Origin of the sequence: Flavobacterium granuli (assembly GCF_031456055.1) — a bacterium.
Taxonomy (GTDB): domain Bacteria; phylum Bacteroidota; class Bacteroidia; order Flavobacteriales; family Flavobacteriaceae; genus Flavobacterium; species Flavobacterium granuli_A.
The window spans coordinates 677,575-703,225 of sequence record NZ_JAVDTX010000001.1; the positions used below are offsets into that span (position 1 = coordinate 677,575).

Annotated in this window: 28 protein-coding genes; 9 read left to right on the forward strand and 19 right to left on the reverse strand. The window is 36.6% G+C overall.

The window, feature by feature from the left end; all coding sequences use genetic code 11:
- Positions 1 to 9 precede the first annotated feature (9 nt).
- The 10 genes from J2W95_RS02895 to J2W95_RS02940 all read right to left on the reverse strand — a co-directional run bounded on the left by J2W95_RS02895 (position 10) and on the right by J2W95_RS02940 (position 8,290).
- Entirely contained in the window at positions 10 to 498 is a 489-nt protein-coding gene (locus tag J2W95_RS02895) for an SRPBCC family protein (RefSeq protein WP_310003765.1), read from the reverse strand.
- A gap of 105 nt (positions 499 to 603) precedes the next feature.
- The gene (locus J2W95_RS02900; RefSeq protein ID WP_310003767.1) at positions 604 to 2,130 is read right to left on the reverse strand and encodes an ArnT family glycosyltransferase; all 1,527 of its coding nucleotides are present in this window, start codon (positions 2,128 to 2,130) and stop codon (positions 604 to 606) included.
- 297 nt (positions 2,131 to 2,427) lie between these two features.
- A complete protein-coding gene (gene mnmL / locus J2W95_RS02905) occupies positions 2,428 to 3,411 on the reverse strand; it encodes a tRNA modification radical SAM protein MnmL/YtqA (RefSeq protein WP_310003770.1) in 984 nt (327 codons plus the stop codon).
- Between the two features lie 172 nt (positions 3,412 to 3,583).
- On the reverse strand, positions 3,584 to 4,591 hold the full coding sequence (gene moaA / locus J2W95_RS02910) for a GTP 3',8-cyclase MoaA (protein ID WP_310003772.1): 1,008 nt from the start codon (positions 4,589 to 4,591) through the stop codon (positions 3,584 to 3,586).
- Positions 4,581 to 5,495: a bifunctional molybdenum cofactor biosynthesis protein MoaC/MoaB gene (gene moaCB, locus J2W95_RS02915; RefSeq protein WP_310003774.1), complete on the reverse strand. Its 915-nt coding sequence runs from the start codon at positions 5,493 to 5,495 to the stop codon at positions 4,581 to 4,583. Before moaCB ends, moaA begins: the two co-directional genes overlap by 11 nt.
- Positions 5,496 to 5,568: 73 nt before the next feature.
- Positions 5,569 to 6,015, reverse strand: a complete 447-nt coding sequence (locus tag J2W95_RS02920; RefSeq protein ID WP_310003776.1) for a molybdenum cofactor biosynthesis protein MoaE — start codon at positions 6,013 to 6,015, stop codon at positions 5,569 to 5,571.
- Between the two features lie 31 nt (positions 6,016 to 6,046).
- Entirely contained in the window at positions 6,047 to 7,114 is a 1,068-nt protein-coding gene (locus J2W95_RS02925) for a ThiF family adenylyltransferase (protein WP_310003778.1), read from the reverse strand.
- Positions 7,115 to 7,142: 28 nt separating this feature from the next.
- A complete protein-coding gene (locus J2W95_RS02930) occupies positions 7,143 to 7,385 on the reverse strand; it encodes a MoaD/ThiS family protein (RefSeq protein ID WP_310003780.1) in 243 nt (80 codons plus the stop codon).
- Positions 7,382 to 7,951 (reverse strand): molybdenum cofactor guanylyltransferase, encoded by a 570-nt coding sequence (mobA, locus tag J2W95_RS02935; RefSeq protein WP_310003781.1) that lies wholly within the window; start codon positions 7,949 to 7,951, stop codon positions 7,382 to 7,384. The genes J2W95_RS02930 and mobA overlap by 4 nt, the downstream gene beginning before the upstream one ends.
- Before the next feature lie 9 nt (positions 7,952 to 7,960).
- Positions 7,961 to 8,290: a winged helix-turn-helix domain-containing protein gene (locus J2W95_RS02940; protein WP_310003784.1), complete on the reverse strand. Its 330-nt coding sequence runs from the start codon at positions 8,288 to 8,290 to the stop codon at positions 7,961 to 7,963.
- Between the two features lie 182 nt (positions 8,291 to 8,472).
- On the opposite strand from J2W95_RS02940, the gene J2W95_RS02945 reads away from it, so the two are divergent.
- Entirely contained in the window at positions 8,473 to 9,288 is an 816-nt protein-coding gene (locus J2W95_RS02945; RefSeq protein WP_310003786.1) for a DUF5995 family protein, read from the forward strand.
- Between the two features lie 64 nt (positions 9,289 to 9,352).
- On the opposite strand, the gene glgA is transcribed toward J2W95_RS02945, so the two are convergent.
- Positions 9,353 to 10,579 carry a glycogen synthase gene (gene glgA, locus J2W95_RS02950; RefSeq protein ID WP_310003788.1) on the reverse strand — a complete coding sequence of 409 codons (1,227 nt, stop codon included), beginning with the start codon at positions 10,577 to 10,579 and terminating at the stop codon, positions 9,353 to 9,355.
- Between the two features lie 271 nt (positions 10,580 to 10,850).
- Between glgA and J2W95_RS02955 the strand changes: the two genes are divergently transcribed.
- The 4 genes from J2W95_RS02955 (at position 10,851) to J2W95_RS02970 (ending at position 13,446) form a co-directional block, all read left to right on the forward strand.
- The gene (locus J2W95_RS02955; protein WP_310003790.1) at positions 10,851 to 11,948 is read left to right on the forward strand and encodes an AI-2E family transporter; all 1,098 of its coding nucleotides are present in this window, start codon (positions 10,851 to 10,853) and stop codon (positions 11,946 to 11,948) included.
- A gap of 38 nt (positions 11,949 to 11,986) precedes the next feature.
- The gene (locus tag J2W95_RS02960) at positions 11,987 to 12,400 is read left to right on the forward strand and encodes a VOC family protein (RefSeq protein WP_310003792.1); all 414 of its coding nucleotides are present in this window, start codon (positions 11,987 to 11,989) and stop codon (positions 12,398 to 12,400) included.
- A gap of 91 nt (positions 12,401 to 12,491) precedes the next feature.
- Positions 12,492 to 12,950, forward strand: coding sequence for a VOC family protein (locus tag J2W95_RS02965; protein WP_310003794.1), 459 nt, complete (start codon positions 12,492 to 12,494; stop codon positions 12,948 to 12,950).
- 64 nt (positions 12,951 to 13,014) lie between these two features.
- Positions 13,015 to 13,446 (forward strand): putative quinol monooxygenase, encoded by a 432-nt coding sequence (locus tag J2W95_RS02970; protein WP_310003795.1) that lies wholly within the window; start codon positions 13,015 to 13,017, stop codon positions 13,444 to 13,446.
- A gap of 58 nt (positions 13,447 to 13,504) precedes the next feature.
- On the opposite strand, the gene J2W95_RS02975 is transcribed toward J2W95_RS02970, so the two are convergent.
- From J2W95_RS02975 to J2W95_RS02990, 4 genes are all read right to left on the reverse strand, one after another.
- Positions 13,505 to 14,674, reverse strand: coding sequence for a molybdopterin molybdotransferase MoeA (locus J2W95_RS02975; protein ID WP_310003797.1), 1,170 nt, complete (start codon positions 14,672 to 14,674; stop codon positions 13,505 to 13,507).
- 91 nt (positions 14,675 to 14,765) lie between these two features.
- Positions 14,766 to 16,763 (reverse strand): TonB-copper family protein, encoded by a 1,998-nt coding sequence (locus tag J2W95_RS02980; RefSeq protein WP_310003799.1) that lies wholly within the window; start codon positions 16,761 to 16,763, stop codon positions 14,766 to 14,768.
- A gap of 128 nt (positions 16,764 to 16,891) precedes the next feature.
- Positions 16,892 to 17,740, reverse strand: a complete 849-nt coding sequence (locus J2W95_RS02985) for a hypothetical protein (protein WP_310003801.1) — start codon at positions 17,738 to 17,740, stop codon at positions 16,892 to 16,894.
- 298 nt (positions 17,741 to 18,038) lie between these two features.
- A complete protein-coding gene (locus J2W95_RS02990) occupies positions 18,039 to 18,413 on the reverse strand; it encodes a hypothetical protein (protein WP_310003803.1) in 375 nt (124 codons plus the stop codon).
- A gap of 127 nt (positions 18,414 to 18,540) precedes the next feature.
- Here J2W95_RS02990 and J2W95_RS02995 point away from each other — a divergent pair, with 127 nt between their 5' ends.
- Both J2W95_RS02995 and J2W95_RS03000 read left to right on the forward strand, forming a co-directional pair.
- A complete protein-coding gene (locus J2W95_RS02995) occupies positions 18,541 to 18,969 on the forward strand; it encodes a hypothetical protein (protein WP_310003805.1) in 429 nt (142 codons plus the stop codon).
- 168 nt (positions 18,970 to 19,137) lie between these two features.
- Positions 19,138 to 19,515, forward strand: coding sequence for a hypothetical protein (locus J2W95_RS03000; protein WP_310003808.1), 378 nt, complete (start codon positions 19,138 to 19,140; stop codon positions 19,513 to 19,515).
- Between the two features lie 128 nt (positions 19,516 to 19,643).
- On the opposite strand, the gene hemL is transcribed toward J2W95_RS03000, so the two are convergent.
- From hemL to J2W95_RS03020, 4 genes are all read right to left on the reverse strand, one after another.
- On the reverse strand, positions 19,644 to 20,930 hold the full coding sequence (gene hemL / locus J2W95_RS03005) for a glutamate-1-semialdehyde 2,1-aminomutase (RefSeq protein ID WP_310003810.1): 1,287 nt from the start codon (positions 20,928 to 20,930) through the stop codon (positions 19,644 to 19,646).
- 74 nt (positions 20,931 to 21,004) lie between these two features.
- Complete coding sequence (locus tag J2W95_RS03010; RefSeq protein ID WP_310003811.1) at positions 21,005 to 21,829, reverse strand: glucosaminidase domain-containing protein; 825 nt, start codon at positions 21,827 to 21,829, stop codon at positions 21,005 to 21,007.
- A gap of 36 nt (positions 21,830 to 21,865) precedes the next feature.
- Positions 21,866 to 22,759: a 1-aminocyclopropane-1-carboxylate deaminase/D-cysteine desulfhydrase gene (locus tag J2W95_RS03015; protein WP_310003813.1), complete on the reverse strand. Its 894-nt coding sequence runs from the start codon at positions 22,757 to 22,759 to the stop codon at positions 21,866 to 21,868.
- 3 nt (positions 22,760 to 22,762) lie between these two features.
- Positions 22,763 to 23,104, reverse strand: coding sequence for a hypothetical protein (locus J2W95_RS03020; RefSeq protein WP_310003814.1), 342 nt, complete (start codon positions 23,102 to 23,104; stop codon positions 22,763 to 22,765).
- Between the two features lie 92 nt (positions 23,105 to 23,196).
- On the opposite strand from J2W95_RS03020, the gene J2W95_RS03025 reads away from it, so the two are divergent.
- Together J2W95_RS03025 and J2W95_RS03030 are read left to right on the forward strand one after the other, a co-directional pair.
- Positions 23,197 to 23,373, forward strand: coding sequence for a C1orf53 family protein (locus J2W95_RS03025; RefSeq protein WP_310003816.1), 177 nt, complete (start codon positions 23,197 to 23,199; stop codon positions 23,371 to 23,373).
- A 58-nt stretch (positions 23,374 to 23,431) separates the two neighbouring features.
- A complete protein-coding gene (locus J2W95_RS03030) occupies positions 23,432 to 25,411 on the forward strand; it encodes a urocanate hydratase (protein ID WP_310003819.1) in 1,980 nt (659 codons plus the stop codon).
- Positions 25,412 to 25,651 lie beyond the last annotated feature (240 nt).

Consider the following 25,651-nt stretch of genomic DNA (forward strand, 5'->3'; position numbering starts at 1 on the left):
TATAGCTAATTACTTCGTAGCACTAAATTTCTTTTCATCTTCTGTTGTTGGTTTTCCAGTGGCATTTGGTTGCCCTTTTCCAGTAGTAATTAAGTTCTTTAAACTTTGTTGAATGTATTGGGTCCAGGCATTACTGCAAATATTGTAACACTCAAATTCTGGAACCAACCCATGATGCGTAACACGAATCTCTGTTTTATTGTCTTTTTCAGAAATTTCAAAACTCATTTTCGTCCCTGTCCACTCACTTCTATCTTTGGTAAACTTAAAATAGTTGTACTTCACAAACCAAACCACTTTTTTGTTTGGAATGACTTCAGTCAATTTGATTTGGCAATAATGAACATCTTCATAATGGTATGTAAATTCATCATCAAGTTTCTCTGTACTGCCTTCAATTTCTTCGGACCACCATCCACGAACATTAGTGATGGCATTGAATGCCTCTTCGGGAGTTTGGTCAACTAATATGGTTGTGATAAAATCTGTTGTCTCCATTGGTAAATGATTTTAAAAATTTCGGACAATAAATTTAAATACTAATTATCAAATAGTTACACAACCTAAGAACATTTTAACAGATTGATTTCAATCGAATATTTTTTATTTATAATTTTTCTTCTCTTCCATTTCGACCTTTATCCTTTTGCTGATATCTATTTTTGCTCCTCGCAAAACATAAATGGAAATTTCGGGCTCTCTGGCATATTTATTAATTCTTTTGCCTGCCAAATACACAGTGTCGAATATTGGAATTTCTCTTGATCTACCTTTGTCATCATCGTCATCCTCTTTTACCAAAATCACATCTTTAATTTCTTTGTCCAAAGGAAGCCAATTTATATAATCGGCATTAAAAGAATGGGCAACCACTTTCTTATTGGTTGTATAATAATTGATGGCGCCGGCTTGTCCATAATTGTCACAAAGAATTAATGTGTGTTCCAAATCTGGCAGTGTTGCTGCAACAGAATCTACTTTTATAGCCAATTCTTTCCAGCCCAGCATATCGGCAAAATCTTGTGGCAACAAATGATCCTTGCCGTCTTCCCATCGAAGCAAGCCAAATTTTTGATATGCTTTTGCATGATTTACTATGTATTCAGGGCTTTTGTTTGGAAAAAAAGCTTTGTACATCGGAATAAAAAGCAATATTGGCAATAGGATTAAAACTGGTTGCAAGTATCTTTTCCAACCTTCTTTTAATTGCTCTGCCAAATAAACGGAACCAAAGGAAATGTAAATAGGATAAAGTCCAATAGCATAATAATCTTTGGCTTTGAAATACATAAAAACAACAAGCGTAAAAATTATGCTCCAAAAGAAAAGTCTGTACTTCTGAAACGGTTTGTACAATAACAAAGCTAACCATCCGGATAGAATAACAAAAAAAGAACCTATAAAAAATAGTAATTGTGACTTTAAAAATTCAAACCTATCCACATTGACCAATTGTGTATCGGCCAATTCCTTTAAATGATGAATCACCGGAAATTTGTTATTGTATTGCCATAAAAGATTTGGTAAGATTAATAACAATCCTAAAACAAGCGCAACATACAATTTAGGTTGGGTAAAGATTTTACGTTGTTTGGTCGCAACAAAAGCAGGTATCAATCCAATAATAAGAAAACTGATATTGTATTTATTCAGAAAACCAAAAGCAAATACGGTTGCTCCAACGAAAAGCCATTTGATGTTTTCGGTATTAATGTATTTGATTAAAACAAAATAAAAAGTTGTCCAACACAACACATCAAAAGAGTTGGGTTGGTATAAAGTATTCAGTCTTAAAAGTGCCGAAAAAAACACGCAAGTTCCTCCCAAAACCAAGGCAAACAAACTGCCTTTCATTTCTTCGATTGCTTTCCAAACAACCACGATTGTCAAGGCACCGAACAATGCAGGAAAAAATTTGACCCAAAAAACCGAATTCCCCAAAAGATAAATAAGATACGAAATCCAAGACGTAAATGGTGGTACCGATTGATATCCCCAAGCCAAATGGCGGGCTTGATCGAGGTGCAAATATTCATCCCGCTGTAAGTCGTAGTCGGCGCTTATCAATGAATATTGCAGAACAAATTTCAGTATGATAAATCCGAGTAATAGTAAAGTTTTTTTGTTCATTGGATGCAGTTCGTTAGTATTATCATTACTGTAGGTTCTACAAAAAACCTTTAATTAAACCGATTTTTGCTAATTCTACAGTAAATATAATAGATTTAACTCAACCAATAAGAGCATCTTATGAAAAGGATTTGTATCTCATTTTCCCAAAACATCTTGTAAAACTGCGTGAGGGATAGCAGCTAGCTACCGAAGTAGCGCGTATAGCCCGACAGCATAAAGGAGCGGGGCCAAATCACCGTCACGATGATTTGGCCCCGCTCCTTTATGGTGGCACGCCCTAATGACGAATATATTTCATATACTATTGTATTTTGAACCTTGGATAACCCCTCTTTTTTCGATTGTGGAGTCGATATAATGTTGGATTTCGGTTTTTTTGAGTCCCCAGTTTGGGGCGATGAGCAAGTCCCAATCGGAGATTCCGAAGAGGCGCTGAATGACGATGTCGGGACGCAGGAGCGGAATGAGATCGCAAAGCAAGTCGGTGTATTGTTCCAAAGTGAAAAGCGGGAACGGGTTTCGCTTGTAATGTACACCCATGATCGAACCTTCGACGATGTGCAGATGATGGAATTTTACGAATTTTATTTGCGTTAAACGATTGATTTCATTGACGTAATTGAGCATCATTTCTCGGGTTTCCCAAGGAAATCCGAAAACAGTGTGCACGCATAAATCAATCGGGCTGTCCTTTAATAATTCTACTGCGGATACGAACTCGGCGTGGGTACAACCACGGTTTATTTTTTCTAAAGTTTCGTCGTACATGGACTCCATTCCCATTTCGAGGTCAACGTCGAAGCGGTCGCAGTAGCTTTCGAGCAAAGCCACTTTTTCGGCATCAATACAGTCTGGACGCGTCCCAACCGAAAATCCAACTACCTCTTCGGGATTGAAAGACAAAGCCCGGTCGTAGATTACTTTTAGATAATCGACAGGAGCATAAGTGTTGGTATTGGGCTGAAAATAGACAATAAACTTATCAGCTTTGTATGATTTTTTGGCGCGCTCCATTCCTTGAAGCAATTGATCCTCTATCGTGGGTGCTTTTCTTGAAATATCTGGCGTGAACGAATCTGTATTACAATAGGTACAACCTCCGTAGCCTTTGAGTCCGTCGCGGTTGGGACAACTAAAATTGCCATCGACTATTACTTTGAAAACTTTTTTTCCGTTGTATTTTTCGCGAAGATGTGTGCCGTAATTATTATACCCTTTTCTGTTGGATTCTGTTTTTGCATTCATTTTGCAAAGGTATTCACTATTATATAGTGCCAACAATGACTTTTATCAGGGATTTTATAATCGGTTCTAAGCACTTTAAAGATTTGTTTCGCGAAAGTTCGCAAAAGACACGCAAAGAATCGCAAAGGTTCAGTAAAAAAATAATATTCTTCGTGAATCTCTGTGTTTTTTCTTAGCGAATCTTCGTGAAATAATTTTACTTCACTTAACCCCCAATCTTAATCATACTCCGATTTTGAGAAAAAATAAGCGGATTCTGGAATTTAGCATCATCATCCATACCGCCACGCATGGCGAATTTTGATTTTATGTTTTGAAAAATAAGCGGTTCGATTGAATCTCCTGCACGCAAGGTGTCAAGTAAAGAAGTTTCGGTATTCGAGAACAAACAATTTTTCAGTTTACCGTCGGCGGTTAGGCGGATGCGATTACAAGTACTGCAAAATGGATTGGTCACGGAACTGATTACCGAAAAACTTCCCTGATAGCCGTCAATCTTGTGATTTTTGGCTGTATCATTCGGTTTATCTTGGGCGCGTTCTACTTTTTGTTCACTATAAAAAGTATTTACTTGCCCGAGGATTTCAGCATAACTCACCAATTTTTCTTTGTTCCATTGATTGCCGTCAAAAGGCATGAACTCAATAAACCGAATCTGAATATTTCGGTCTTTGGTCAACTCGATGAAATCAACAATTTCGTTGTCATTAAATCCTTTGATAACGACCACATTCAGTTTTACCTTGAAATTATTTTTCTCAAGCAGATCGAGATTTTCAATCAGTTTCTCAAAATAATTACGGCGGGTAATTTGGTTGAATTTGTCTTTTTTCAAACTGTCGATACTCACGTTCAAAGTGGTGATTCCGGCTTCCTTGAACGTATCTATGAATTCGTGAACCAGGATTCCGTTGGTCGTCAATGTCAGTTCGACTCCCAATTTACCTAATTGTTCGATGATGCTTTTAGCATCTTTTCGTACCAAAGGCTCGCCACCTGTCAATCGGATTTTGGTCACTCCGAGTTTTACGAAAGTTTTGGCGATGGTAACAATTTCGTCTGCAGTCATCAGATGTGCCCTTGGTGTAAGCGCAATCCCCTCGGCCGGCATACAATAAGTGCATCTCAAATTACAGTGTTCCGTAATTGAAATGCGGAGGTAATTGTGCGCTCTGCCGTGGCTGTCCTGCATTGGATTTGTTTTATTTTCCATGGTTGAAACCATTTAATATTTTGAACAAATGCAATATAGACGGGAATACGGCATCCATAGATTCGCTGGCTCCAGCTGTTGAACCCGGCAAAGCCATAATCAGTGTATCGCCTTTGAAACCGACCACGCTTCGCGACAACATCGCATAAGGCGTTCTATCCTGCCCATAAGAGCGAATGGCTTCTTCAATTCCCGGAATGCGTCGGTCAAGCATTGGGATAATGGCTTCGGGAGTTACATCGCGATTGGATAGGCCTGTTCCGCCAGTGAGGATAATCAAATCTTTGTTACTTGAACATAGTTTGTTTATCGTTTCTTGAATATCGGCAACCTCATCTGGAATTACTGAATAACTCGAAACGCTTAAACCAAGTTTTTTGACTTTATCCGAAATTACTTTTCCGGCTCGATCTTCTTTTTTTCCGCTGGAAACACTGTCTGAACAAACGATTACCGCCACAGATAAATCGAGATCTTCCTTAACCCCATAATCAGATTTTCCTCCTTTTTTGTGAAGCAGCTTTATGGTCGAAATTTCGACTTTCTTGTCAATTGGCTTTAGCATATCATACATAGTCAAGGCCACAATCGAAGCGCCGTGCATAGCCTCAACCTCCACTCCTGTCCTGTAAATCGCTTTGACAGTTACTTTTATCAGCACTGAATCTTCTAGTAGTTCGTATTCAATTCCCGTGAACTCAATCGGCATGGGATGACAATCCGGAATGGAATTTGAAGTGTTTTTTACGGCAAACAAACCCGCTGTTCGTGCAACTTCCAACACATCGCCTTTTGGAACAGTTTTATTCAAAATGGCCTGCATTGTTTCCGGTGAACCTACTTTTACGATTGCTTGGGCAGTCGCCGTGCGTTGTGTGATTATTTTATGAGTGATATCTACCATTTGATTTTTATTTTATAGACCACAGAGTAAACAGATTTCTACGGATAATTTTTTGTTCAATTTGCTTCTAGTTTTATGTATTCTTTTTCCAAGTATAACTGTCGTCTTCAAAAATTTCTTTTCCGAAGATGGCAGTTTTTTCTTTTATTTCTTCCACCAAAAACTCCAAAGCTTCGTAAACCACTTTTCGTCTTGGAGCCGAGACAAAGACAAACAAACATATTTCGCCTGTTTTTACCGTTCCCAAACTGTGATAAATATGCAAACAAGAAAGCTCATATTTGGCGAAAGCCGCTTCTCGAATTTCATAAAACGTTTGTTCAGCCATTTCTTCGTAAGCGGCGTACTCAATGGCGGCGACTGTTTTACCTTCAATCACATCGGCGCGAACTTGACCCAGGAAAATATTATGGGCACCTATTGTTGTTTTACTTTGATGCTTGGCAATCGAATTCCCAATGAACTCTGATGTTATTTGCCCCTGAATAAAAGAACTTTTTTTGGGTTTATCTGTTGACATACTTATTGTATATTTTTTATTTTCTAAAATGCTATTGCAATTGATTCTTCAAAGATTCGATTCCTTTTCCTAAATGAAAAACTCCAACAAATCCTGATTTTTGCAAATAATTCATGGCCGCTAAACTGCGTTGCCCCGTTTGGCAAAACAAAACTATCTCCTGATTTTTATTCAATTTTTTTCTATAATCTTCCAACATACTCAAAGGAATTCGAATGACATTTTCTCCTTTAAACTCAGGTGTTTCATCCAATTCTCGAACGTCGATAACAACAATTCCTAATTGGTTGCATTTTTCTAAAAACCCTTCTGGAGTTAAGTCCTCCACTGATTTTTTACCATTTGGAAGCAATCTCCCATTTATTATACCTTTTTCAATGGCCTTCGGATTCTTGGCAAAACTGATGATCTGCGTTTGAAAATTCAAAGCATCATAAATCAATAATTTTCCTGACAATACCGTTCCGATTTCCAATATTATTTTGAGAACTTCGGTAGCTTGAAACGTTCCAATGGTGTTGGGCAAAACTCCCAAAACCCCAGAATCGGCGCAATTGGGAACCGCTTTCAATCCTTCTTGCTCTGGAAACAAACAACGATAACTTGGGCCATTTTCATAATTGAATACCGAAACCTGACCTTCAAATTTATGAATTGAGGCATACACCATCGGAATGCTTTTGGCAACCGATATGTCATTAATCAAATAACGAACAGCAATCGCATCTGTGCAATCGACGATGATTTGATATCCATCAACTATCTGAGTTGCATTTTTGGCAGTGAAAAATTCTGAAAAAGCTGTTACATTAATTTCTGGATTCAATTCTAAAATGACTTTCTTCGCTGTCTCTGCTTTGCTGTTTCCGCAATCTTTTAAGCTATATAACAATTGCCTGTGCAAATTAGTTTCATCGACCACGTCTCCATCTACTATTCCGATATTGCCAACTCCTGCAGAAGCTAAATTTTGCAGAACCGGGCAGCCCAAACCTCCAGCACCAATTACCAAGACACGTGCATTCAGTAATTTTTGCTGACCCATTTTTCCTACTTCTGGGAGAATGATTTGTCTGGAATAGCGTTTTGAATTTGTCATTTTTTATAAAACTGAATTATGCTTATTTCTAACCTCCTGCAAATGGTGGCAAAAAAGCAATTACATCCTGATCTTTTATCTTCGTTTGCAAATCGCTCATCGTTTGGTTAACCGCAATGGTGTAGCTTGTGTTTTGCATATTTTGATAACTACTCTCTATTTTTGATTTTAATGCCGAAACCGAAATCGTCTCTTGATCGAAAGTGAATTGCTCCTCTTTCAATTGAGTGATATCAGCCAGTGAACCAAAATATTTTAGCGTTATGGTCATTTGATTAAATTTTGATATTCTTCTTGTGTGTTTATATTCTGCACTTGATTGGTCCATTTTTCAGGAACATCAATTGTTTTGTGTTTGACATCCTCAATCACTTTTCGCAGTTTCAATTGGTTTCCGGCTAGATGTTCGCCAAAAACAATTCGCATCGAGCGGTCGTAAATCCCAATAAGCGGACTAGGTTTATCACCACTTTTCGTTTGGGTAACCATATCAGTTTCATCGTGGTTTTCTATCAACCATTGCAGTAATTCAGTCGAAACTAAAGGTACATCAACACTCAAAACCAGATTAACTTTGGTTTTAGATTCTTTCAATCCAGTGTAAAGACCACCGACTGGCCCTTTATTTTCGATTATGTCTTCCACTCTGGAAAAACCCAAAACATCATATTCTTTATTGCTCGAAACTATCAAAATATTGGAGCCCACAATTGGCAGTAAAGCATCGCAAATATGCTGAATGAACGTCTTTCCGTTCAAATCCAACAAGCCTTTTTCAGCTCCCATTCGTTGACTTTTACCGCCAGCCAACACTATTGCCGTTATCTGATTTTCCATAAGTTTGATTTATAAGGAGTGTTTTTTAAGTTCCAAATCCAAAAACTCCCAACAGGCAACATTGATTTTTTCAAAAGACTCAATAAGCGATTTACCATACGGAGTCACAACGGTCCCTCCTCCTTTATTCCCACCAACTTGGGTAGCAATTAAGGGTTCTGCGGAAGCCTTGTTTGAAGCGTCTATTAATTTCCAGGCTTTTTGATACGAAATATTCATTTCCTTGGCCGCCTTATTGAGCGAACCTGTTGACTCTATCAACTTTAGCAATTGAATACGCCCTTCGCTGATGAGAATTCCCTCGTCGGTTTCAATCCAAATTTTACTTTTGATTTTCAAAACAGGTCTTTTTCGTTATACTTTTACAAATATAACGAAATGAATATTTCAAAAAAATAAAAAAACAACTTCGCAGCATATTTTTTGTTATAAAAAATAGCAAGATAATTACTTCAAAAAATCCATCTAAATAATAAAAATAATTATATTCGCTCTTCCTTTACAACCATAACCAATTAAAAATGAATATGAAACAAGCCACAACTATTGAAGAAGTCATTCAGTTTTTGGATGAAATAATTGAAACATCAAAACTCGAACAATGTGCTATAGGCTTGTTTACCACTTTATATAGAGAAGTTACGTTGCAAATAAAACACGGTATCGAAAACGGTCTGTTTGAAGATAGCGAACGAATGGAAAAAATAGATGTGATTTTTGCCAATCGATATTTAAAAGCTTATTATCAATTTAAAACCAAAGAAAAGCCCTCCGAATGCTGGGAGTTTTCTTTTACGAAAGGAGAAGAATACTGGCCAATTGTTGCACAGCATTTACTACTGGGAATCAACGCTCATGTGAATTTAGATTTAGGAATCGCCTGCGCACAAGTCAGTACTCCAGAAAGCATTTTTGATTTACATTCTGACTATAATAAAATCAATGAAATTTTAAGCAATCTAGTAGAAGGAGTTGAAAAATGCTTAGTTGAAATTTGGCCAACACTGACCTATATCTTGAAATTATCTGGCAAAATAGACAATTTCTTTATTGATTTTAGTATGAAAACTGCTAGAGATGGCGCATGGAAATATGCTACTGAATTTGTACTTCTTCCAGAAAATCAAAGAGAAGCCTCCATACAGGAAAGGGATATCAAAGTTACCAAAATAGCTCGATTGGTTTCGAATCCGGGTTATTTTGTAAGCAGTATTTTCAAGCTCATTCGATTATTTGAGAAAGGAACTGTGGCTCAAAAAATTATCGAATTAGGCAAAGTAGAATACCTCCCAACAACTAAAACCATTATAACTCCTGAATGTGTCTTACAGAGTTAGTATACGAAACAAAAAAGCAATCTCCTTACTAAAGAAGATTGCTTTTTTACTTTATGTTTTAGTTTTAAGCCTGCTCTTTTTCAAATCTGGTTATAACTTCCTGATAATAATTAAAGGTTGTTTTGGCGATAGACTCCCAGCTGAATTTTTTCAAAACTCGCACTCTACCCGCTTTACCCATTGTGGTTGCTAATTCTTCATTATTCAATAATGCATTTACTTTAGCCGCAAATGATTTTTGGAAAGCAGTTGGATCCAGTGGATTGAAGTTTGTTCTTGAAACACTCTCTAGCGGTATCAAATACCCAGTTTCGCCTTCGACAATAATCTCAGGAATTCCGCCCACATGACTACCCACAACAGGCGTTTCACAAGACATGGCTTCGAGATTGATAATTCCGAAAGGCTCGTACAATGAAGGACAAGCAAAAACTCTGGCGTGACTGTACAGTACTTTGACTTTGTCGCGTGGCAACATCTCCGAAATCAAAATCACTCCTTTTCTTTTAGTTTTCAGTTCGTCGATAAGTGTTGAAGTTTCAAGAGCAATTTCCTCAGTGTCTGGAGCGCCTGCGCAAAGCACTATCTGGCACTCTTCATTAAAATATTGGGCCGCTTCTATTAATTGCGAAATTCCTTTTTGACGCGTAATTCGGCCAACAAAAAGTACAAATGGAATATTCGGGTCGATTCCATACTCTCTCAATAAATCATTATCAAAAGTAGGCTTGTAAAATTCAGGGTCGATTCCGTTGTGAATTACTGTCACTTTTTTAGGATCCACACCATAAGCTTCAACCACATCGGTTTTCATTTGTTCGCTTACGGCAATAATACCATCGGCAGATTTATAGGCGTTGGTTTCAATCCATCGGGACATAAAATAACCATTCCCAAGTTGTTCTACTTTCCAAGGACGGTGCGTTTCCAAACTATGAGTCGTCAATATCAACGGCACCTGCAACAATTCTCTGGTAAAAACACCAGCCAAATGCGTGTACCAAGTATGGCAATGAACAATATCTGCCTTTGGAGTTGCCTGGGCCATTTCGACATTTCTGCTTAAATTATGAAACATCTTAATGTGCTCGTTTTCTGAATCCACCATTTTTGTCAAACAGGAATTAATGCCTTCAACATGCATGGAATTTTTAGTTTCTTTTTGATCTCCAAAACATCGAACTTCGATTTGAGCCAATTTGGCCAATTCATGGCTTAAAAAATCAATATGTACTCCTGCTCCGCCATAAATGTTTGGGGGAAATTCATTGGTATAAAGTGCTATTTTCATTTGCTACTTTTTTTAATTCATAGTATTCGATACAAGTTTCATCTCATTAAAATATTGAACTGCATCAAAATATCAATTTAGTAAAAATACAAAACCGCAATTTAATTCGTACGGAAACCTACCATTATTTTAAAAACATTTTTTCATCAAGATTCAAAAAAAATTAAACTTTCCACAAAAGACATCATTATTTAATAATAATAATTACTACATTTTAACTAGATTAGCATAACAAAACCAATTGTCTTTTTATTCATCAAAAAAAATGAGTATGAATCAAAACAAACTAAATTTGAACAGTTTGAATTTCGAAAAAATTGCCGACATCCTAATCCGCCTCGGCGTATTGTTTTTACTAATTGGCTGGTGTTATGACATCCTAAAACCCTTTATTTTGATCATAGTATGGGCTATTGTTATTTCAGTGTCATTGAGCCCAGTTTACGAATCAATGGTAAAAATTTTCAGAGGCAAAAAGATTCTGGCCACCGTTCTTTTGGCTTTGGCAGTTATAAGTATATTGGTAGTTCCTAGCATATTGGTAACCAAATCTTTGTACGACGAAATCCACAACTTCACCGAAACCTATCAAGCAAACGGACATTTGATTCCACCACCGGGAGAAAACACCAAAACCTGGCCAACTTTTACAAAACCAATATTAGAAATATGGCAAACGGCCTCTGAGGATGTTTCCAAAGTCATAATGAAATATTCCGATCATTTTAAAGCAATTGGCGAATGGTTCTTATTGGCATTGGCTGGCATTGGCAAAGGAATTTTGCAATTCATAGTCTCCATTATCATTGCAATGGGATTATTGCTATATTCCAATCCACTTACAACGGTTTCCAAAAACATCTTCACCAAATTAATAGGTAAAAATGGCGAACACTACGCTTTGATCACCGTTGCCACCATCCGGAATGTTGTAAAAGGATTTTTGGGAGTGGCCTTAATTCAATCGATGATGGTAGGTATTGGATTTTTCATTGCTGGAGTTCCCTTCGCAGGAATCTTCACCATTATCTGTCTTGTCCTTGCCATTATACAAATCGGGATTGGCCCCATCGCCATTCCGGTCGTAATTTATATGTACTCAGTCACAGATACCACATCGGCAACGCTACTCGCTATCTGGATAGGCATCACTTTGATTTCAGACAATATTCTAAAACCTATTTTCCTAGGAAGAGGCAATCCACCAGCACCAATGCTAGTGATATTCCTTGGCGCCATTGGAGGATTCATATACAACGGATTCATTGGGTTATTCCTCGGCGCGGTTATCTTGACTTTGGGTTATAAATTTTTCCTCTCTTGGATAGACATAAAAGAGATGACAGAAGAAGAAACCATAGAAGCATAATTATAATAATTCAGTCTATAACGCTAAAGACAAACAATATGGAAGATCACAATAACAAAACCGAAAACACAACCCCAAAAGTAACAGGAATTGGAGGTATTTTCTTTTTTTCAGATAATCCAGAACAGACCAGAAAATGGTATGAACAAAACCTAGGACTAGAAATTAATGACTACGGTTCGACTTTTGAATCCAGAAACATTAACAAACCTGACGAGATAAATGCTCTTCAATGGAGTCCTTTCAAAAAAGGAGATGACTATTTTTCTCCATCCAAAAAAGAGTTTATGATTAACTATCGGGTTCAGAACATTGAAGAACTTGTCAAAAAGTTAAGAGATAATGGCGTGACTATACTTGATGAAATTGAATCGTATGACTACGGAAAATTTGTACATATTATGGATCCTGAAGGAAACAAGATAGAGCTTTGGGAACCAAGTGACAGTTAATAGCAAAAGAACAAAATAAGTATAAGTAACCAATTTAAAAATTAACAACCCCCATAAAAAGAGTAACCATTAAACCAACAAATAGATAACCATGCGTAAAATATTCCTTTTCATTATTGTACTTTCCTTTACCACTTCCATTCAGGCTCAGGATAACACTTCGTTTAATTTTTCTTTTAATCATGTGTCATTTTCAGTCAAAGATCTCGACTCTACCTGTGATTTTTACAAAAACACACTTGGCCTACAAGAAATCACCAACAGGACTAAAAAGGAAGGAATCCGCTGGTTTTCATTAGGAGAAGATAAGGAATTGCACCTAATCTCAATCGTAAAAGAAAGTGTGACAATTAACAAAGCAATACATCTTGGAATGACAACTCCAAACTTCGATTCTTTTGTTAGTAAATTGGACAAACTAAAAATAAAATATAATGACTGGGAAGGCAACCTAAATAAAATAACCGTTCGTGCAGACGGCATCAAACAAATATATCTCCAGGACCCAAATGGCTATTGGATTGAAGTAAATAGTGTTGCACAGAAGTAAAAGTGACCTAAGAGATCTGTCTCCATAAATGGTGATGATTTTTTCAATTTAAACATAAAAAAAAATGAAAATACTTGAACCAGTTAACAAAATGCAATTTGCCAAAATTAAACTACTCAGTACGACAGTTTTCTTATTTATACTAACCTTTTTATTTAGTACTAATACTATGGCTCAGGAAAAAGTTCAAATGGTTCGCTTGGCAAAAATTAAAGTTGACCCATTACAATTGGACAAATATAATGCTGCGTTAAAAGAACAAATGACGACTGCTGTTCGTGTTGAACCTGGTGTTCTAACCTATTACGCTGTTGCCGACAAGAATGACACTTCACAGATTACAATACTTGAAATATATGCTGACACAGCCGCTTACAAATCACATATAGAAACTATACATTTTAAGAAATACAAAGAAACAGTTAAAGATATGGTTAAATCTTTGGAACTTACCGATGTTAGTTTAATTGGCTCTGCCAAGAAAGAGGGTATGTAATATTTTCTAATTGCTTGGTTATTTGCATTCAATTAAAAACACTCATAACACAAGAAAACTACAACAAATACACCTCAACGGCATCACCTTTTTTTAATTCATAATGCCCGTGAGGCACATAAATCAATCCATTTGAGACTGAAAAAGAATTAAGCATTGACGAATTTTGATGTGACAAGATTTGTGCTTCTCCATTACTAATACTCGCTTTCAAAAATTGACAACGGGTATTTTTTACTTCGTAATCATGTGCCAAAGAAAACAAAACAGCTTGTTTGTAATTAGCCTCTGCACCCGACATAATTGCCAATGTGGGCAAAACATACACATAAAAACAAGTTAGACAAGCAGCAGGATTTCCTGGTAATGCGAAAATCATTTTATTGTGTAACTTACCTGCAAACAATGGTTTTCCAGGCTTTTGATTGACTTTATGAAATAATATTTGCACGTGAAGTTCTTTTAAAGCCCTTGCCACAAAATCATAATCTCCAACAGATATTCCACCAGAAACCAAAATCATATCGTTGTTTGTTATTGCATCTTGGAGTATATTTTTGGTGTTTTCAAAATCATCATTGACTTCATATAAGGTCACCGCATCATAATAAGCATCAATCAATGCAGACTGCAACATTATTCCGTTGCTTTCATAAACTTTTCCGTGTTCGAGTGGTGTACCAGGTTTGGTCAGCTCATTACCAGTGACTACAATTCCAATATTTGGTTTCTTATAAACCGTTACGTGAGTAAAACCAAGTCCCGCCAAAAAACCGATTGCTGCTGAATTGAGTAAAGTTCCTTTTTCGAGTGCCAAATCTCCAGCCAAAATTTGCTCTCCAATGGGTCTAACATTAGTTTCTGGTTCTACCAATTCGTCCAGTAATAATTGCGTTCCGTTTGCAGCTACTAATTCAATCTGGATTACTGCTTGTGCCGAATCCGGTATGGCAGCACCAGTAAAAATCTTCACCGCCTGTCCAGGAATCAAATCTACCAAATGAGAATCTCCCGCTTTTATTTCACCTACAATTTCATACACCAAATCATCGTGTAAACACAAAGCATAACCATCCATCGCTGATTGTCGAAAAGGTGGCATATTGATCGGTGACAAAAGTGATTCTGCCAAAATATGTTTTCGGGCCTGAGAAAGAGAATACTCTACTTTGTGCAAAGCTGGCAAATTTTGTTCTAATATCGAAAAGGCTTCTTGAACGGAAATCATGGCGTTATAATTTTTATGATATTCAAAAATACAATTTGGAAATGATATTTACTTCCTCAAAAAACAGATAATCTCTTTTATTTTGTTCAAACTAAAATCCGAAATTTAAATTCAAAACAAAATTTCTTCCTTTGCTCGGGATATTATTCCAACTTGAAAATGTTGAATAGTATGTATCAAAAACATTCTCAATCCCTGCTTTAACATTCCATTTACTTTTTTCAACATAAAAAGAATAACCGAGAGAGGCATTTAAAATAGCATAATCTGATGTTTCATTTTCACCATAATAGGGACTGAACTTCGATTGAGTTGCATTTCCAACAACAGCAATTGAGGCTGAAACTCGGTTTTTGAAATAATTAAATGCACTGGAATAACCAAATGGGCTTATAAAGGGCAAATTCCTGTTATTGCTTTCTTTTCCATACGCATAAACCAACTGTCCTTGCCATTTTAGGCTTTCTGAAATTTGACAGTCTAAATTCAAATCCATATTAAAAAGATTGGCATAATCCAAAGCAGTATATACTTTTACACCGTTTGCACCAATTGTCATTGGAATTAGATTTGCATCTGGCGCTCCCACGATATAATTTGAAATATGAAAAAAAGTTGCCGATAATTTAGAACTCCATTTGCTTTTGGAGTAACCAAAAGATACACTTGATTCCATGGATTGCTCGTTGTACAAATCAGGATTCCCAATATAATCGTATCCATCAAAACTGTTGAACAAATAAAAGCCATACCCTTCGGAAACTGAAGGAGCACGTTCTCCATACCCTAATCCTATTCCGTATTCAAAACCATTTTGGGTATAATTATACTTGGTTGAAAAACTACCTAGAAGCCTATTATTGACAGCATCCATATTGGGATAAAAAATCTGCAAACTTTCCAATCCAAATTGACTGGCTACTTTGTTACTATGACTGGCGATACTGGCTGTAAAAAGTAAAGCTGAATTGGTGTTTAAAACCAGATTATCCTCCAAAAACAACCCACAATACAAAGTCCTAACGTCTGGCCAAGTGAACATAAACATTAGGTTTTCGTTTGGATCATTAGGATACATCGTCATCTCGGCAACGGAACGATTGTAAAACGAACTTACATCAGCCGTGAAATGATGTGATCCAAAAACGCCTTTTACTTTTGAATACATTCCATACGTATCACTCCAACCTGGCATATCCATATGTATGGGAACATTGGGGCGCTTGGTGTCATCCATAATATGTGTAATGGTATTGTAGTAAAGCTTGGTTTCCCAAGATTGAAGCGTTGTTCCTGCGGGAACATATTCATAACTCAAAGAAGTAATCAATGCTTTGGCCAGCGAAACATCCATAGGCAAAGCGGGATAACCCACATCGGTAGCTTTATCATAAATTACAGCTGCTTTAATCGTTTTATCGGTATCCAAACGAAACCCAGAAGAAGCAGAAATATTAAACTTTTGAAATTGGGAAAAATCTATTTCTTCATTATTTCCGGCAAAATAATTATCTGCTTTTCGCAACATAAAATCGGTATCAACATAAAACGATTCCTTTACATAATTGATAGCCGAACCAATAATTTTTTGATTACTATTCGACTCATAACCCGCATTCAAATCGGCACTCCAACCAGCGTTTGAAAAACTACTTTCATTTTTTTTCAAATCAATAGCCCCACCAATTGTGGCTCCATGACAGCCTCCCTCTTGCCCGGAAACTACTGTAGCTTCCGCCAAATTTGAAACTTCCACATAAGAAGTTATGGGGTCCATTTTATCAGTGCAGGCTCCAAAAATACGCATACCATCTATAGTAATCAACGTTCGCTCGGTAGCCATACTGTTGATAATCGGTTCCCAAGCATAACCACCTCTTTTAATCATATCGACTTTGCTGGATTGTTGTAGGTATTCATCAATCGTGGCAAGTGGTTTGCTTTGTTTTTGATACAATTTGGCTTTTTTTCCAATAACAATAACTTCATTCAACGGTTTGGCAACAACCGAATCCTTTGATTCTTGTTGAGCAAAAAGAGATATAGAAATTAAGAAATTTACAAAAAGGAAGAATACATTTTTTTTCATCGAAACAAAATTTTGCCGTGCATAAGATTATTCAATCCTTGCAGTCATTATTATTGATAATAAATCGTGTTTAAAGTGATTAAAAAAAGGTCAAAACCGAAATCGATAATTGACCTTTTTTTATCCAACTAGAATTCTATCTCAAAGTAAATACTGCTTGCAGGAACAGCATCAGTTATCGCTTCACCTTTTAAAACTTCATTGTTAGCATTCACCAATTGCAGGTTTATTTTCCAATAACCTGTCATAGTAAGTGACATTTTTCCGTTGTATAATCCACCGGCAGCCACTTGAGTTAAATCAACATTATTTGGGGAACTATGATTACCCATACTTGGCATTCTTGGGTCAATTTTTAATTTAAAATTATCCACAACAGGAAAAGTCATCATATCTTTCATTTTAAAAATCGCAACTTCGATATCATTGATTGCCACTTTTGGGTGATGCGGTTCTGCGTAGGCAGCAATGTATCTCACACCATCAGTTCCTGTGAAAGTTGTAACAGTTTGTTTAGCTGATGCTGGTACATCAATAACTGAAGTCGCAGTGTACGTAGTTCCATTGATTGCATAATCAATTTTTAAATCCCAATATTCGGTAGCATTTTGTGCCATTTGAAAAACAATATATCCTTCATATAATGTCGCTTCGGCAGATGCTTTTTCAATTTTAGAATTTGGACAAGAATGCGTCATTGAAGTCATATGCATCAAAGGCATCCAACTTGCTGTTGCATTTTTTACGTATTGCCCAGTGGAATTATCCTTGATTCTTAAACCCACTTCGTTATATCCTTGCACTAATCCACCCATGTGTCGGTATAACTCTATGGTATGAGTTGTGTTCTTAATTTCTTGAAATTTTGTAAGTCCGTCCAGTTCATCTACGGTAGGTTCAGTAGAATCTGAAGAACAAGAGGCAAAAGCAAGAGCAGCAAATAATAATATGATATTTTTCTTAAATTGAATTTTCATTTGAAATGTATTTTTTTTTAATAAAATCTTGATTGTGTTTGTATGTTTTGCGTGAGGGATTGCAGTGGAGCTCTTTTTTTATTCCGTTTTTTAACGGGATAAAAAAAAGCGGGAACGGAAAGCCCGACCCGTAGTTTTTTACGAAGGGTCACGCACAAATAAAATTTATCGAACTCATGAAGCCAATTAAAATACTGATGTTGTATAATTAATTTGTCAAAAAAACGAAGCAATTGATTCCATAAAAGACTAACCCTTTGAAAAATCAAACAGCAGCAATTATAGCAATTGAAAAAATCTAAGAAATAAAAATGGGTGGTCGGAAAAGGGATTCCAAATGAGAATTGGAATATAAATTGGAATAGGTATTACTATTGTTTTCATTATCCAAAAAAGATACAGAAGCAATAGAAAAAGTTTTGATTTCCTGAAAAAATAATAGTTCTACAACAGGAGAATATCCTTTTTTATCGGAAGATGTAGGCTTATCATTTTCGGCAGCCTTGGCCATTTCTTTCATCAAATGACACTTCCCGTTACAATTCATCTTTGGTTTTGCTTTGTTTTCGCAAAGTACCTTTGAAATGTATTCATAATTAACTACGTATTCTATAACCGGGAAAATCGGCTTTAGAAAAATAGCAATGATGAGTATGAATAGGAGGTTTTTCACGATGTAAAGATAACATACCGTTTTAAATTTTAAATGACATATATCAGTTTTTCATAAACTTTAGTTAAAGTGTTAAACCTTTGTATATTACACACGTCTTACACCTATAACCTAAAAAATAAGCAACATGAAAAAATTAATTATTGCCTTAATATTCGGAATGGGACTGACTGGATTTGCACAAGAAACCACTCCACAACAAAATAAATCTGGCATGGAAAAAATGACTCCAGAACAACGTCAGCAAAAACATTTAGCTTATCTAACCAAAGAATTGACTTTGGATGCCAAGCAACAAGAAGCAGTCGGAAAAATTTTAGCTGAGAAAAGCGCCAAGGCTCAAGAGCTAAAAACTCAAAAAAATGCTCGGAAATCTAGTGGCAAAAAAATGACCGATGAAGAAAGAACAGCGTTCAGAACCAAAATGCAAGCCGAAAAAGCAGACACTGAAGCTAGAATGAAGACCATCTTATCTGCCGACCAATATCAAAAATGGCTTACAATAAGAGAAGAAAACAAAGAAAAAATGAGACAAAGAAGAAGCAGAAATAATTAATATTAATTTCGCTTTTTAAACAAAAATAAGCCATTATTGATTTCTGTCAATAGTGGCTTTTTTGCTTTAACATAATATTTCACATATTAGAATTCATTTTTCATAAATTAGCTCTAAACTATTGATTATCAACAACAATTTAAAACCTAACTTTAAAATCGAATAAGTATGAGAAAATTAATTATTGTCTTAGCATTAGGATTGGGATTGATCGGATTTGCCCAGGAAACCACTCCACAACAACGTCAGCAAAAATATTTGACCCATCTGACTAAAGAATTAAATCTGGATGCCAAACAGCAAGAATCCGTAGGCAAACTTTTAGCGGAGAAAAGCGCGAAAACACATGACTTAAAAGCTAAAGCAAATGCTAAAAAAGCCACCGGAGAAAAATTAACAGTCGAAGAAGAAACTGCTTTGAAAAACAAATTACTAGCTGAAAAAGTAGACACCGAAGCTAAAATGAAAGCCATCTTATCTGCCGACCAATTTAAAAAATGGCTAACGATTAGAGAACAAAACAAACAAAAACTGGGATGGGAATGAGATGAAAAAAAAGCAGAAATACAATAAATAATTCCATTTTCGTTTAAAGATTAAAACACTAATTCCACTCATTGGGCCTAATAATTTAAGCAAATGAGTGGAATTTATGTTTTATTATTTGCTGCTACTTAGAACGTTTTAGAAACTTTATCTATTGCATTAATAGTAAAATCCAAATCTTCATAAGTCAGAGCATCGGTGATAAACCAAGTTTCATAAGCTGATGGCGCTATATAAACTCCTTCGGCTACCAATCCGTGGAAGAATTTCTTGAAAGTTTCATTATCTCCTGCTGCTGCAGATTGAAAATCAGTCACAGGATTCGCATCAAAATGAACTGAAATCATTGAACCTATTTGATTGATTGTGAAAACGACATTATTAGCTTTCAAAACTCTTTCGATTCCTGCTCCTAAATAAGCCGTTTTCTCTTCCAGTCTTTTGAAAATTTCACGATCATTGTCCAATGCCTGTAGCATTGCCAATCCCGCAGCCATAGCTAATGGATTCCCGGACAAAGTTCCCGCTTGATAAACAGGTCCCAATGGCGCAAGGAAATTCATAATTTCGGCGCGTGCCGCAAAAGCTCCAACTGGCAATCCACCACCGATTACTTTTCCAAAACAAACGATATCAGCATTGATGTTAAACAATTCCTGCACTCCACCTCTGGCCAATCTAAAGCCTGTCATTACCTCATCAAAAATCAACAGAATTCCGTTGGCTGTACATAACTCACGCAATCCTTCCAAAAACCCTTTAACCGGCGGAATACATCCCATATTTCCAGCAACAGGTTCAACAATTATTGCTGCAATTTCATTTTTATTGGCTTCTATTAAAGTCTTCACATTATCCAAATCATTGTATTTGGCAAGCAAAGTATCTTTGGCTGTTCCTGCTGTTACACCTGGACTATTTGGAGTTCCAAAAGTCACGGCTCCACTTCCCGCCTGAATCAAAAACGAATCGGAATGACCATGATAGCAACCGGAAAATTTAATAATTTTATCTCTTTTGGTAAATCCGCGTGCTAAACGTACCGCACTCATACAAGCCTCAGTTCCTGAATTCACGAATCGGATTTTATCAATATTTGGAACCATCGAAACGGCTAAAGCTGCAATTTGTGTTTCCAATTCTGTTGGCATCCCGAAAGATGTTCCTAATTTGGCTTTTTCAATTACTGCTTCCACCACAGGCTCGTAGGCGTGGCCCAAAATCATCGGCCCCCATGAATTGATATAATCGATTAATCGGTTGCCATCCTCATCATACAAATACGCTCCTTTGGCACTTTTTACAAATATCGGCGTACCTCCCACGGCTTTAAAAGCTCTTACTGGTGAATTTACTCCCCCTGGGATTACTTTTTCTGCTTCAGCAAAAAGCTGACTGCTTCTTTGGTATATCATTACGGTTTTAAATTTTAGATTTTTGACTTTAGATTTAGTATTTTACTAAATACTAAAAACTGAATACTGCCAACTTATTTTACTATCAGCTTCTGTCCTATCGAAAGCGAATTCTCTGTTAAATTATTTTTCTGTTTTAATTCTTCTACGGTTAAATTGAATTTTCTGGAAACGGAATAAAAAGTATCTCCTTTTTGGATTTCATACAGACTGGCTTCATCAGCGCCAAAATCATCTTGAACCAAGACTTTTGTTTCTTCTTTTTTAGATTCTTTTCCTAAAACTTTTGCATCATACTGACTTAAGTTGTACGATTCTATATAACTAATTAGTTTTTCCGGATATCTAGGATCTGTGGCATAACCTGCATCCTTCAAACCTTTTGCCCATGCTTTATAATCCCCTTTGGGTAATTTAAACAAGCTAGCATATCTTTTTTTACCTGTCAATACCATCGCGTGATCTTGGAAAGATTCGGAGGCTTGATTGTATTTTCTAAAACATTCATTTGCAGAATCATCATCTTTATAGACTTTGTCTCCTTTCCAATCGCTATGACATTTAATTCCAAAATGATTATTAGCATTCATTGCCAAGTCACTCTGCCCAGCCCCCGATTCCAAAACTCCTTGTGCCAAAATAATACTGGCAGGAATTCCGTAGGTTTTCATATTACTCATCGCAACCCCGTTGTATTGTGCGATGTAGGCTTTCGCAGCTTCATTTGTGTTTAACGGTTTTGAAGAAGACTGATTGGTCACCTTGCTACTACTTCCGTTTTGGATTGGTTTGGAATATTTCCATCCCACCGGTTTTTTTGTAGTAACTATTGTTGGTTTCGATGATCCGCAACCGATTAGCATCCCAATTAAAAGAAATAAAGTTATTTTTTGAAACATGCAGCTGTATTTGGGTGTTATGTTTTACTTTTTTTATTATTGAACTTCAATCAATGTTTTGTTTTTGCTTTTCAAAAGCGTATTCATTCCCTGGATTCCTTGTAATCCTCCTGTATGAATCAATAGAATTTTGGAATTATGAGGAAAATAGCCTTTCTGAATTAAATCTATAACGCCAAAAACCATCTTTCCCGTATAAATAGGGTCTAATGGAACTTCTGTTTGTCTGTAAAACTGATTTATGAATTGAATCAGTTCTTTATTTACCTTTCCGTAGCCCCCAAAATGATAATCGGTTATTAATTCCCAATTTTCCTTGGTCGCAAATTTACGAATTTCATCTTTTAAAAAGTCTCCTTTTAATGCTGGAAATCCCAAAACTTTTTGGTGTGGCAATGCACTGTTGATTATCCCCGAAATTGTTCCTCCAGTTCCTACGGCACAACATACATAATCAAATTTAGCATCTTCTTCAGTGAGTATTTCTTCGCAACCTTTGATAGCATATTCATTGGTACCGCCTTCGGGCACTAAATAAAAAGAACCAAATTTATCTTTTAAATTCGCAATAAAATTGGTTTCAGTTTTCAATCGATAGGCATCTCTGGTTATAAACTCAAACTGCATTCCACATTCTTGGGCAAACTGCAGAGTTGGATTTTCGGCAATTTTATCTCCCAACTCATCTCCACGAATCACACCAATGGTTTTAAAACCTTGTTCTTTACCCGCATAAGCTACCGCCGCAATATGATTGGAATAAGCGCCACCAAAAGTCAACACAGTTTCCTGCTTTTCGATTTTGGCCTGAAGCAAATTGTATTTTAACTTTCTGAATTTATTTCCAGATATAAAGGGATGAAGTAAATCTTCCCTCTTGATCTCAAGTGAAATTCCATTAGGTAGTTCGTATGTTATTTTCTGATTCAAAGTTTAGGGTTTATTAGTTTTTAAATACTTTAAAAAACTAAAATATGTTCTCGTTACAAGGTAATTCAAATGCTGTTCATTGGCGTAAGCCTCCCTTTCAAAACTGATATTTTTATAGGCTAAATTGGCATTCTTATACTGCAACAAACGTACCGCATATTCAACAAAATACCAAACAAAAAAAGGCAAAACGAGTAATTCCAATTGTTGTCGAAGGTGAATTTTTTCGTGATTGACAAGTACTTTATTTTCTGAATCAAATGCGTATTTTATAAACACAAAAGGAAAGACTGTTAGCCCGCGATATCCTTTAGGAATTAAATATTTGGCAACAATAACAAACATTGGCTATAAAATTTATAGATTTGTACAGGCAATTTAGTCCAAATTAAAGAAAAATACAATCGCCTAATTGCGAATTTCAAGTATAAAAAAGAATGGCAGAACAAAGTAATGAAAATAAATTAACTGAGGGAGAAGATTTTTACTATACGCCCGAAGGATACAAATGCTTTACCGAAAAACACCATTTAAAAAGAGGGTATTGCTGTAAAAGCGGCTGTCGCCATTGTCCCTATGGATTTGATAAAAAAACAGGGCAAATTAAAAAATAGAATAAAGAGAAAAGAATATAGATTGCAGAAGGCAGAATTTAGATTTAAAAACAAAAAAATGACTTTTCAAGAACAAATACAACAAGGGATTCCTTCTATATTACCACAGCCAAAACCGTATGAAGCCAACATTAATCACGCGCCGAAACGGAAAGAAATCTTATCTGACGATGAGAAAAAACTGGCGCTTCGTAATGCTTTGCGCTATTTTGACCCGAAGCATCACGCTGAACTTATTCCTGAATTTCGCAACGAACTAGAAACTTACGGACGTATTTATATGTACCGTTTACGTCCCGATTATAGAATGTACGCCCGCCCAATCTCGGAATACCCTGGAAAAAGCGAGCAAGCCAAAGCCATTATGTTGATGATTCAGAACAATCTGGATTATGCAGTGGCGCAACATCCACACGAATTGATTACCTATGGAGGAAACGGTGCAGTTTTCTCAAACTGGGCGCAATATTTATTGACGATGAAATACTTATCGGAAATGACCGATGAGCAAACATTGACAATGTATTCCGGGCATCCTATGGGATTGTTTCCTTCTCATAAAGAAGCTCCTAGAGTTGTGGTGACCAACGGAATGGTAATCCCAAATTATTCGCAACCTGATGACTGGGAAAAAATGAATGCTTTGGGAGTTTCCCAATACGGGCAAATGACCGCGGGTAGTTATATGTACATAGGGCCACAGGGAATTGTGCACGGAACGACAATCACAGTTTTGAATGGTTTTAGAAAAATAAAGCGCAGTCCAAAAGGAGGTTTATTCGTGACTTCGGGTCTTGGAGGAATGAGCGGCGCACAGCCCAAAGCGGGAAATATTGCGGGCTGTATCACGGTTTGCGCCGAGGTAAATGCAAAAATCACCCACATACGCCACAGTCAAGGCTGGATTAATGAAGTAGTTGAAAACATTGACGAATTAGTCAAAAGAGTAGCTTTGGCGAAAGCCAATAACGAAACCGTTTCTATCGCCTACCTCGGAAACGTGGTCGATGTTTGGGAACGATTTGACGAAGAAAACCTTTATATCGATTTGGGTTCCGACCAAACTTCGCTTCACAATCCGTGGGCTGGAGGTTATTATCCGGTTGGAATTTCATTTGAAGAAGCCAATGATATGATGGCAAATAATCCTGATTTATTCAAGGAAAAAGTACAGGAAACATTGCGTCGTCACACAGCAGCTATTAATAAACACACAGCCAAAGGAACGTATTTCTTTGATTATGGAAATGCCTTTTTATTGGAAGCTTCCCGTGCTGGTGCTGATATTATGGCCGAGAATAATATTGATTTCAGATATCCAAGTTATGTGCAGGACATTATGGGACCTATGTGTTTTGATTATGGTTTTGGACCTTTCCGTTGGGTTTGTACTTCTGGAAAGCCTGAAGATTTAGCCAAAACAGACGCAATCGCCTGTCAAGTTTTGGAAGAAATGGCCAAAACTGCTCCAATAGAAATTCAGCAACAAATGCAGGATAATATTCAGTGGATAAAAGGCGCACAAGAAAATAAATTGGTCGTGGGTTCTCAAGCCCGAATCTTATATGCCGATGCCGAAGGTCGTGTAAAAATTGCCGAAGCTTTCAATCAGGCTATTGCCAAAGGTGAAATAGGATTGGTAGTTCTTGGACGCGATCATCACGATGTTTCGGGAACCGATTCGCCTTACCGAGAAACTTCGAATATTTATGACGGATCCCGTTTCACGGCAGATATGGCAATTCAAAACGTGATTGGAGACAGTTTCCGTGGTGCAACCTGGGTTTCCATACACAATGGTGGAGGCGTTGGCTGGGGTGAAGTTATCAATGGTGGTTTTGGAATGGTGTTGGACGGCAGTAAAGAAGCATCTAGACGCTTGGCTTCGATGTTATTTTGGGATGTCAATAACGGAATCTCAAGACGGAGCTGGGCTCGTAACGAAGGCGCTGTTTTTGCAATAAAACGCGCTATGGAAGTAGAACCTTTATTGAAAGTTACACTACCAAATTTAGTGGATGATCAATTATTGAATTAAGATACTTTCTGGAAGCTAATCCTGCTATTCGCTTCAAGATTTTTTATAAACTCGTTTTTTTCTAAGAACAAAAAGAGCTTCCTCTGGTCGCTTTTTTTGTTCAAGAAAAAAATACTCGTTTATCAAAAAATGCTTTCCACTTTTATCAGGGCTAACACAACTAACTGCAAACAAATGTATTTGAGGAAATTCTTGTCAAAATGATTTTTTTTAACTAATTTAGAGTAAAACTAATTGGTA

Bases quoted from the DNA above. Each gene is read 5' to 3' on its own strand.
- J2W95_RS02920 (WP_310003776.1), bottom strand. From the start codon at position 6,015: ATGTCAACAGATAAACCCAAAAAAAGTTCTTTTATTCAGGGGCAAATA.
- moaA (WP_310003772.1), bottom strand. From the start codon at position 4,591: ATGGAAAATAAAACAAATCCAATGCAGGACAGCCACGGCAGAGCGCAC.
- J2W95_RS02960 (WP_310003792.1), top strand. From the start codon at position 11,987: ATGGAAGATCACAATAACAAAACCGAAAACACAACCCCAAAAGTAACA.
- J2W95_RS02985 (WP_310003801.1), bottom strand. From the start codon at position 17,740: ATGAAAATTCAATTTAAGAAAAATATCATATTATTATTTGCTGCTCTT.
- J2W95_RS02895 (WP_310003765.1), bottom strand. From the start codon at position 498: ATGGAGACAACAGATTTTATCACAACCATATTAGTTGACCAAACTCCC.
- J2W95_RS02925 (WP_310003778.1), bottom strand. From the start codon at position 7,114: ATGACAAATTCAAAACGCTATTCCAGACAAATCATTCTCCCAGAAGTA.
- J2W95_RS03000 (WP_310003808.1), top strand. From the start codon at position 19,138: ATGAGAAAATTAATTATTGTCTTAGCATTAGGATTGGGATTGATCGGA.
- J2W95_RS02995 (WP_310003805.1), top strand. From the start codon at position 18,541: ATGAAAAAATTAATTATTGCCTTAATATTCGGAATGGGACTGACTGGA.
- J2W95_RS02930 (WP_310003780.1), bottom strand. From the start codon at position 7,385: ATGACCATAACGCTAAAATATTTTGGTTCACTGGCTGATATCACTCAA.
- glgA (WP_310003788.1), bottom strand. From the start codon at position 10,579: ATGAAAATAGCACTTTATACCAATGAATTTCCCCCAAACATTTATGGC.
- J2W95_RS03025 (WP_310003816.1), top strand. From the start codon at position 23,197: ATGGCAGAACAAAGTAATGAAAATAAATTAACTGAGGGAGAAGATTTT.
- J2W95_RS02945 (WP_310003786.1), top strand. From the start codon at position 8,473: ATGAATATGAAACAAGCCACAACTATTGAAGAAGTCATTCAGTTTTTG.
- J2W95_RS02970 (WP_310003795.1), top strand. From the start codon at position 13,015: ATGAAAATACTTGAACCAGTTAACAAAATGCAATTTGCCAAAATTAAA.
- hemL (WP_310003810.1), bottom strand. From the start codon at position 20,930: ATGATATACCAAAGAAGCAGTCAGCTTTTTGCTGAAGCAGAAAAAGTA.
- mobA (WP_310003781.1), bottom strand. From the start codon at position 7,951: ATGGAAAATCAGATAACGGCAATAGTGTTGGCTGGCGGTAAAAGTCAA.
- J2W95_RS03020 (WP_310003814.1), bottom strand. From the start codon at position 23,104: ATGTTTGTTATTGTTGCCAAATATTTAATTCCTAAAGGATATCGCGGG.
- J2W95_RS03010 (WP_310003811.1), bottom strand. From the start codon at position 21,829: ATGTTTCAAAAAATAACTTTATTTCTTTTAATTGGGATGCTAATCGGT.
- J2W95_RS02955 (WP_310003790.1), top strand. From the start codon at position 10,851: ATGAATCAAAACAAACTAAATTTGAACAGTTTGAATTTCGAAAAAATT.
- J2W95_RS02965 (WP_310003794.1), top strand. From the start codon at position 12,492: ATGCGTAAAATATTCCTTTTCATTATTGTACTTTCCTTTACCACTTCC.
- J2W95_RS02980 (WP_310003799.1), bottom strand. From the start codon at position 16,763: ATGAAAAAAAATGTATTCTTCCTTTTTGTAAATTTCTTAATTTCTATA.
- J2W95_RS02900 (WP_310003767.1), bottom strand. From the start codon at position 2,130: ATGAACAAAAAAACTTTACTATTACTCGGATTTATCATACTGAAATTT.
- J2W95_RS02975 (WP_310003797.1), bottom strand. From the start codon at position 14,674: ATGATTTCCGTTCAAGAAGCCTTTTCGATATTAGAACAAAATTTGCCA.
- moaCB (WP_310003774.1), bottom strand. From the start codon at position 5,495: ATGGTAGATATCACTCATAAAATAATCACACAACGCACGGCGACTGCC.
- J2W95_RS03030 (WP_310003819.1), top strand. From the start codon at position 23,432: ATGACTTTTCAAGAACAAATACAACAAGGGATTCCTTCTATATTACCA.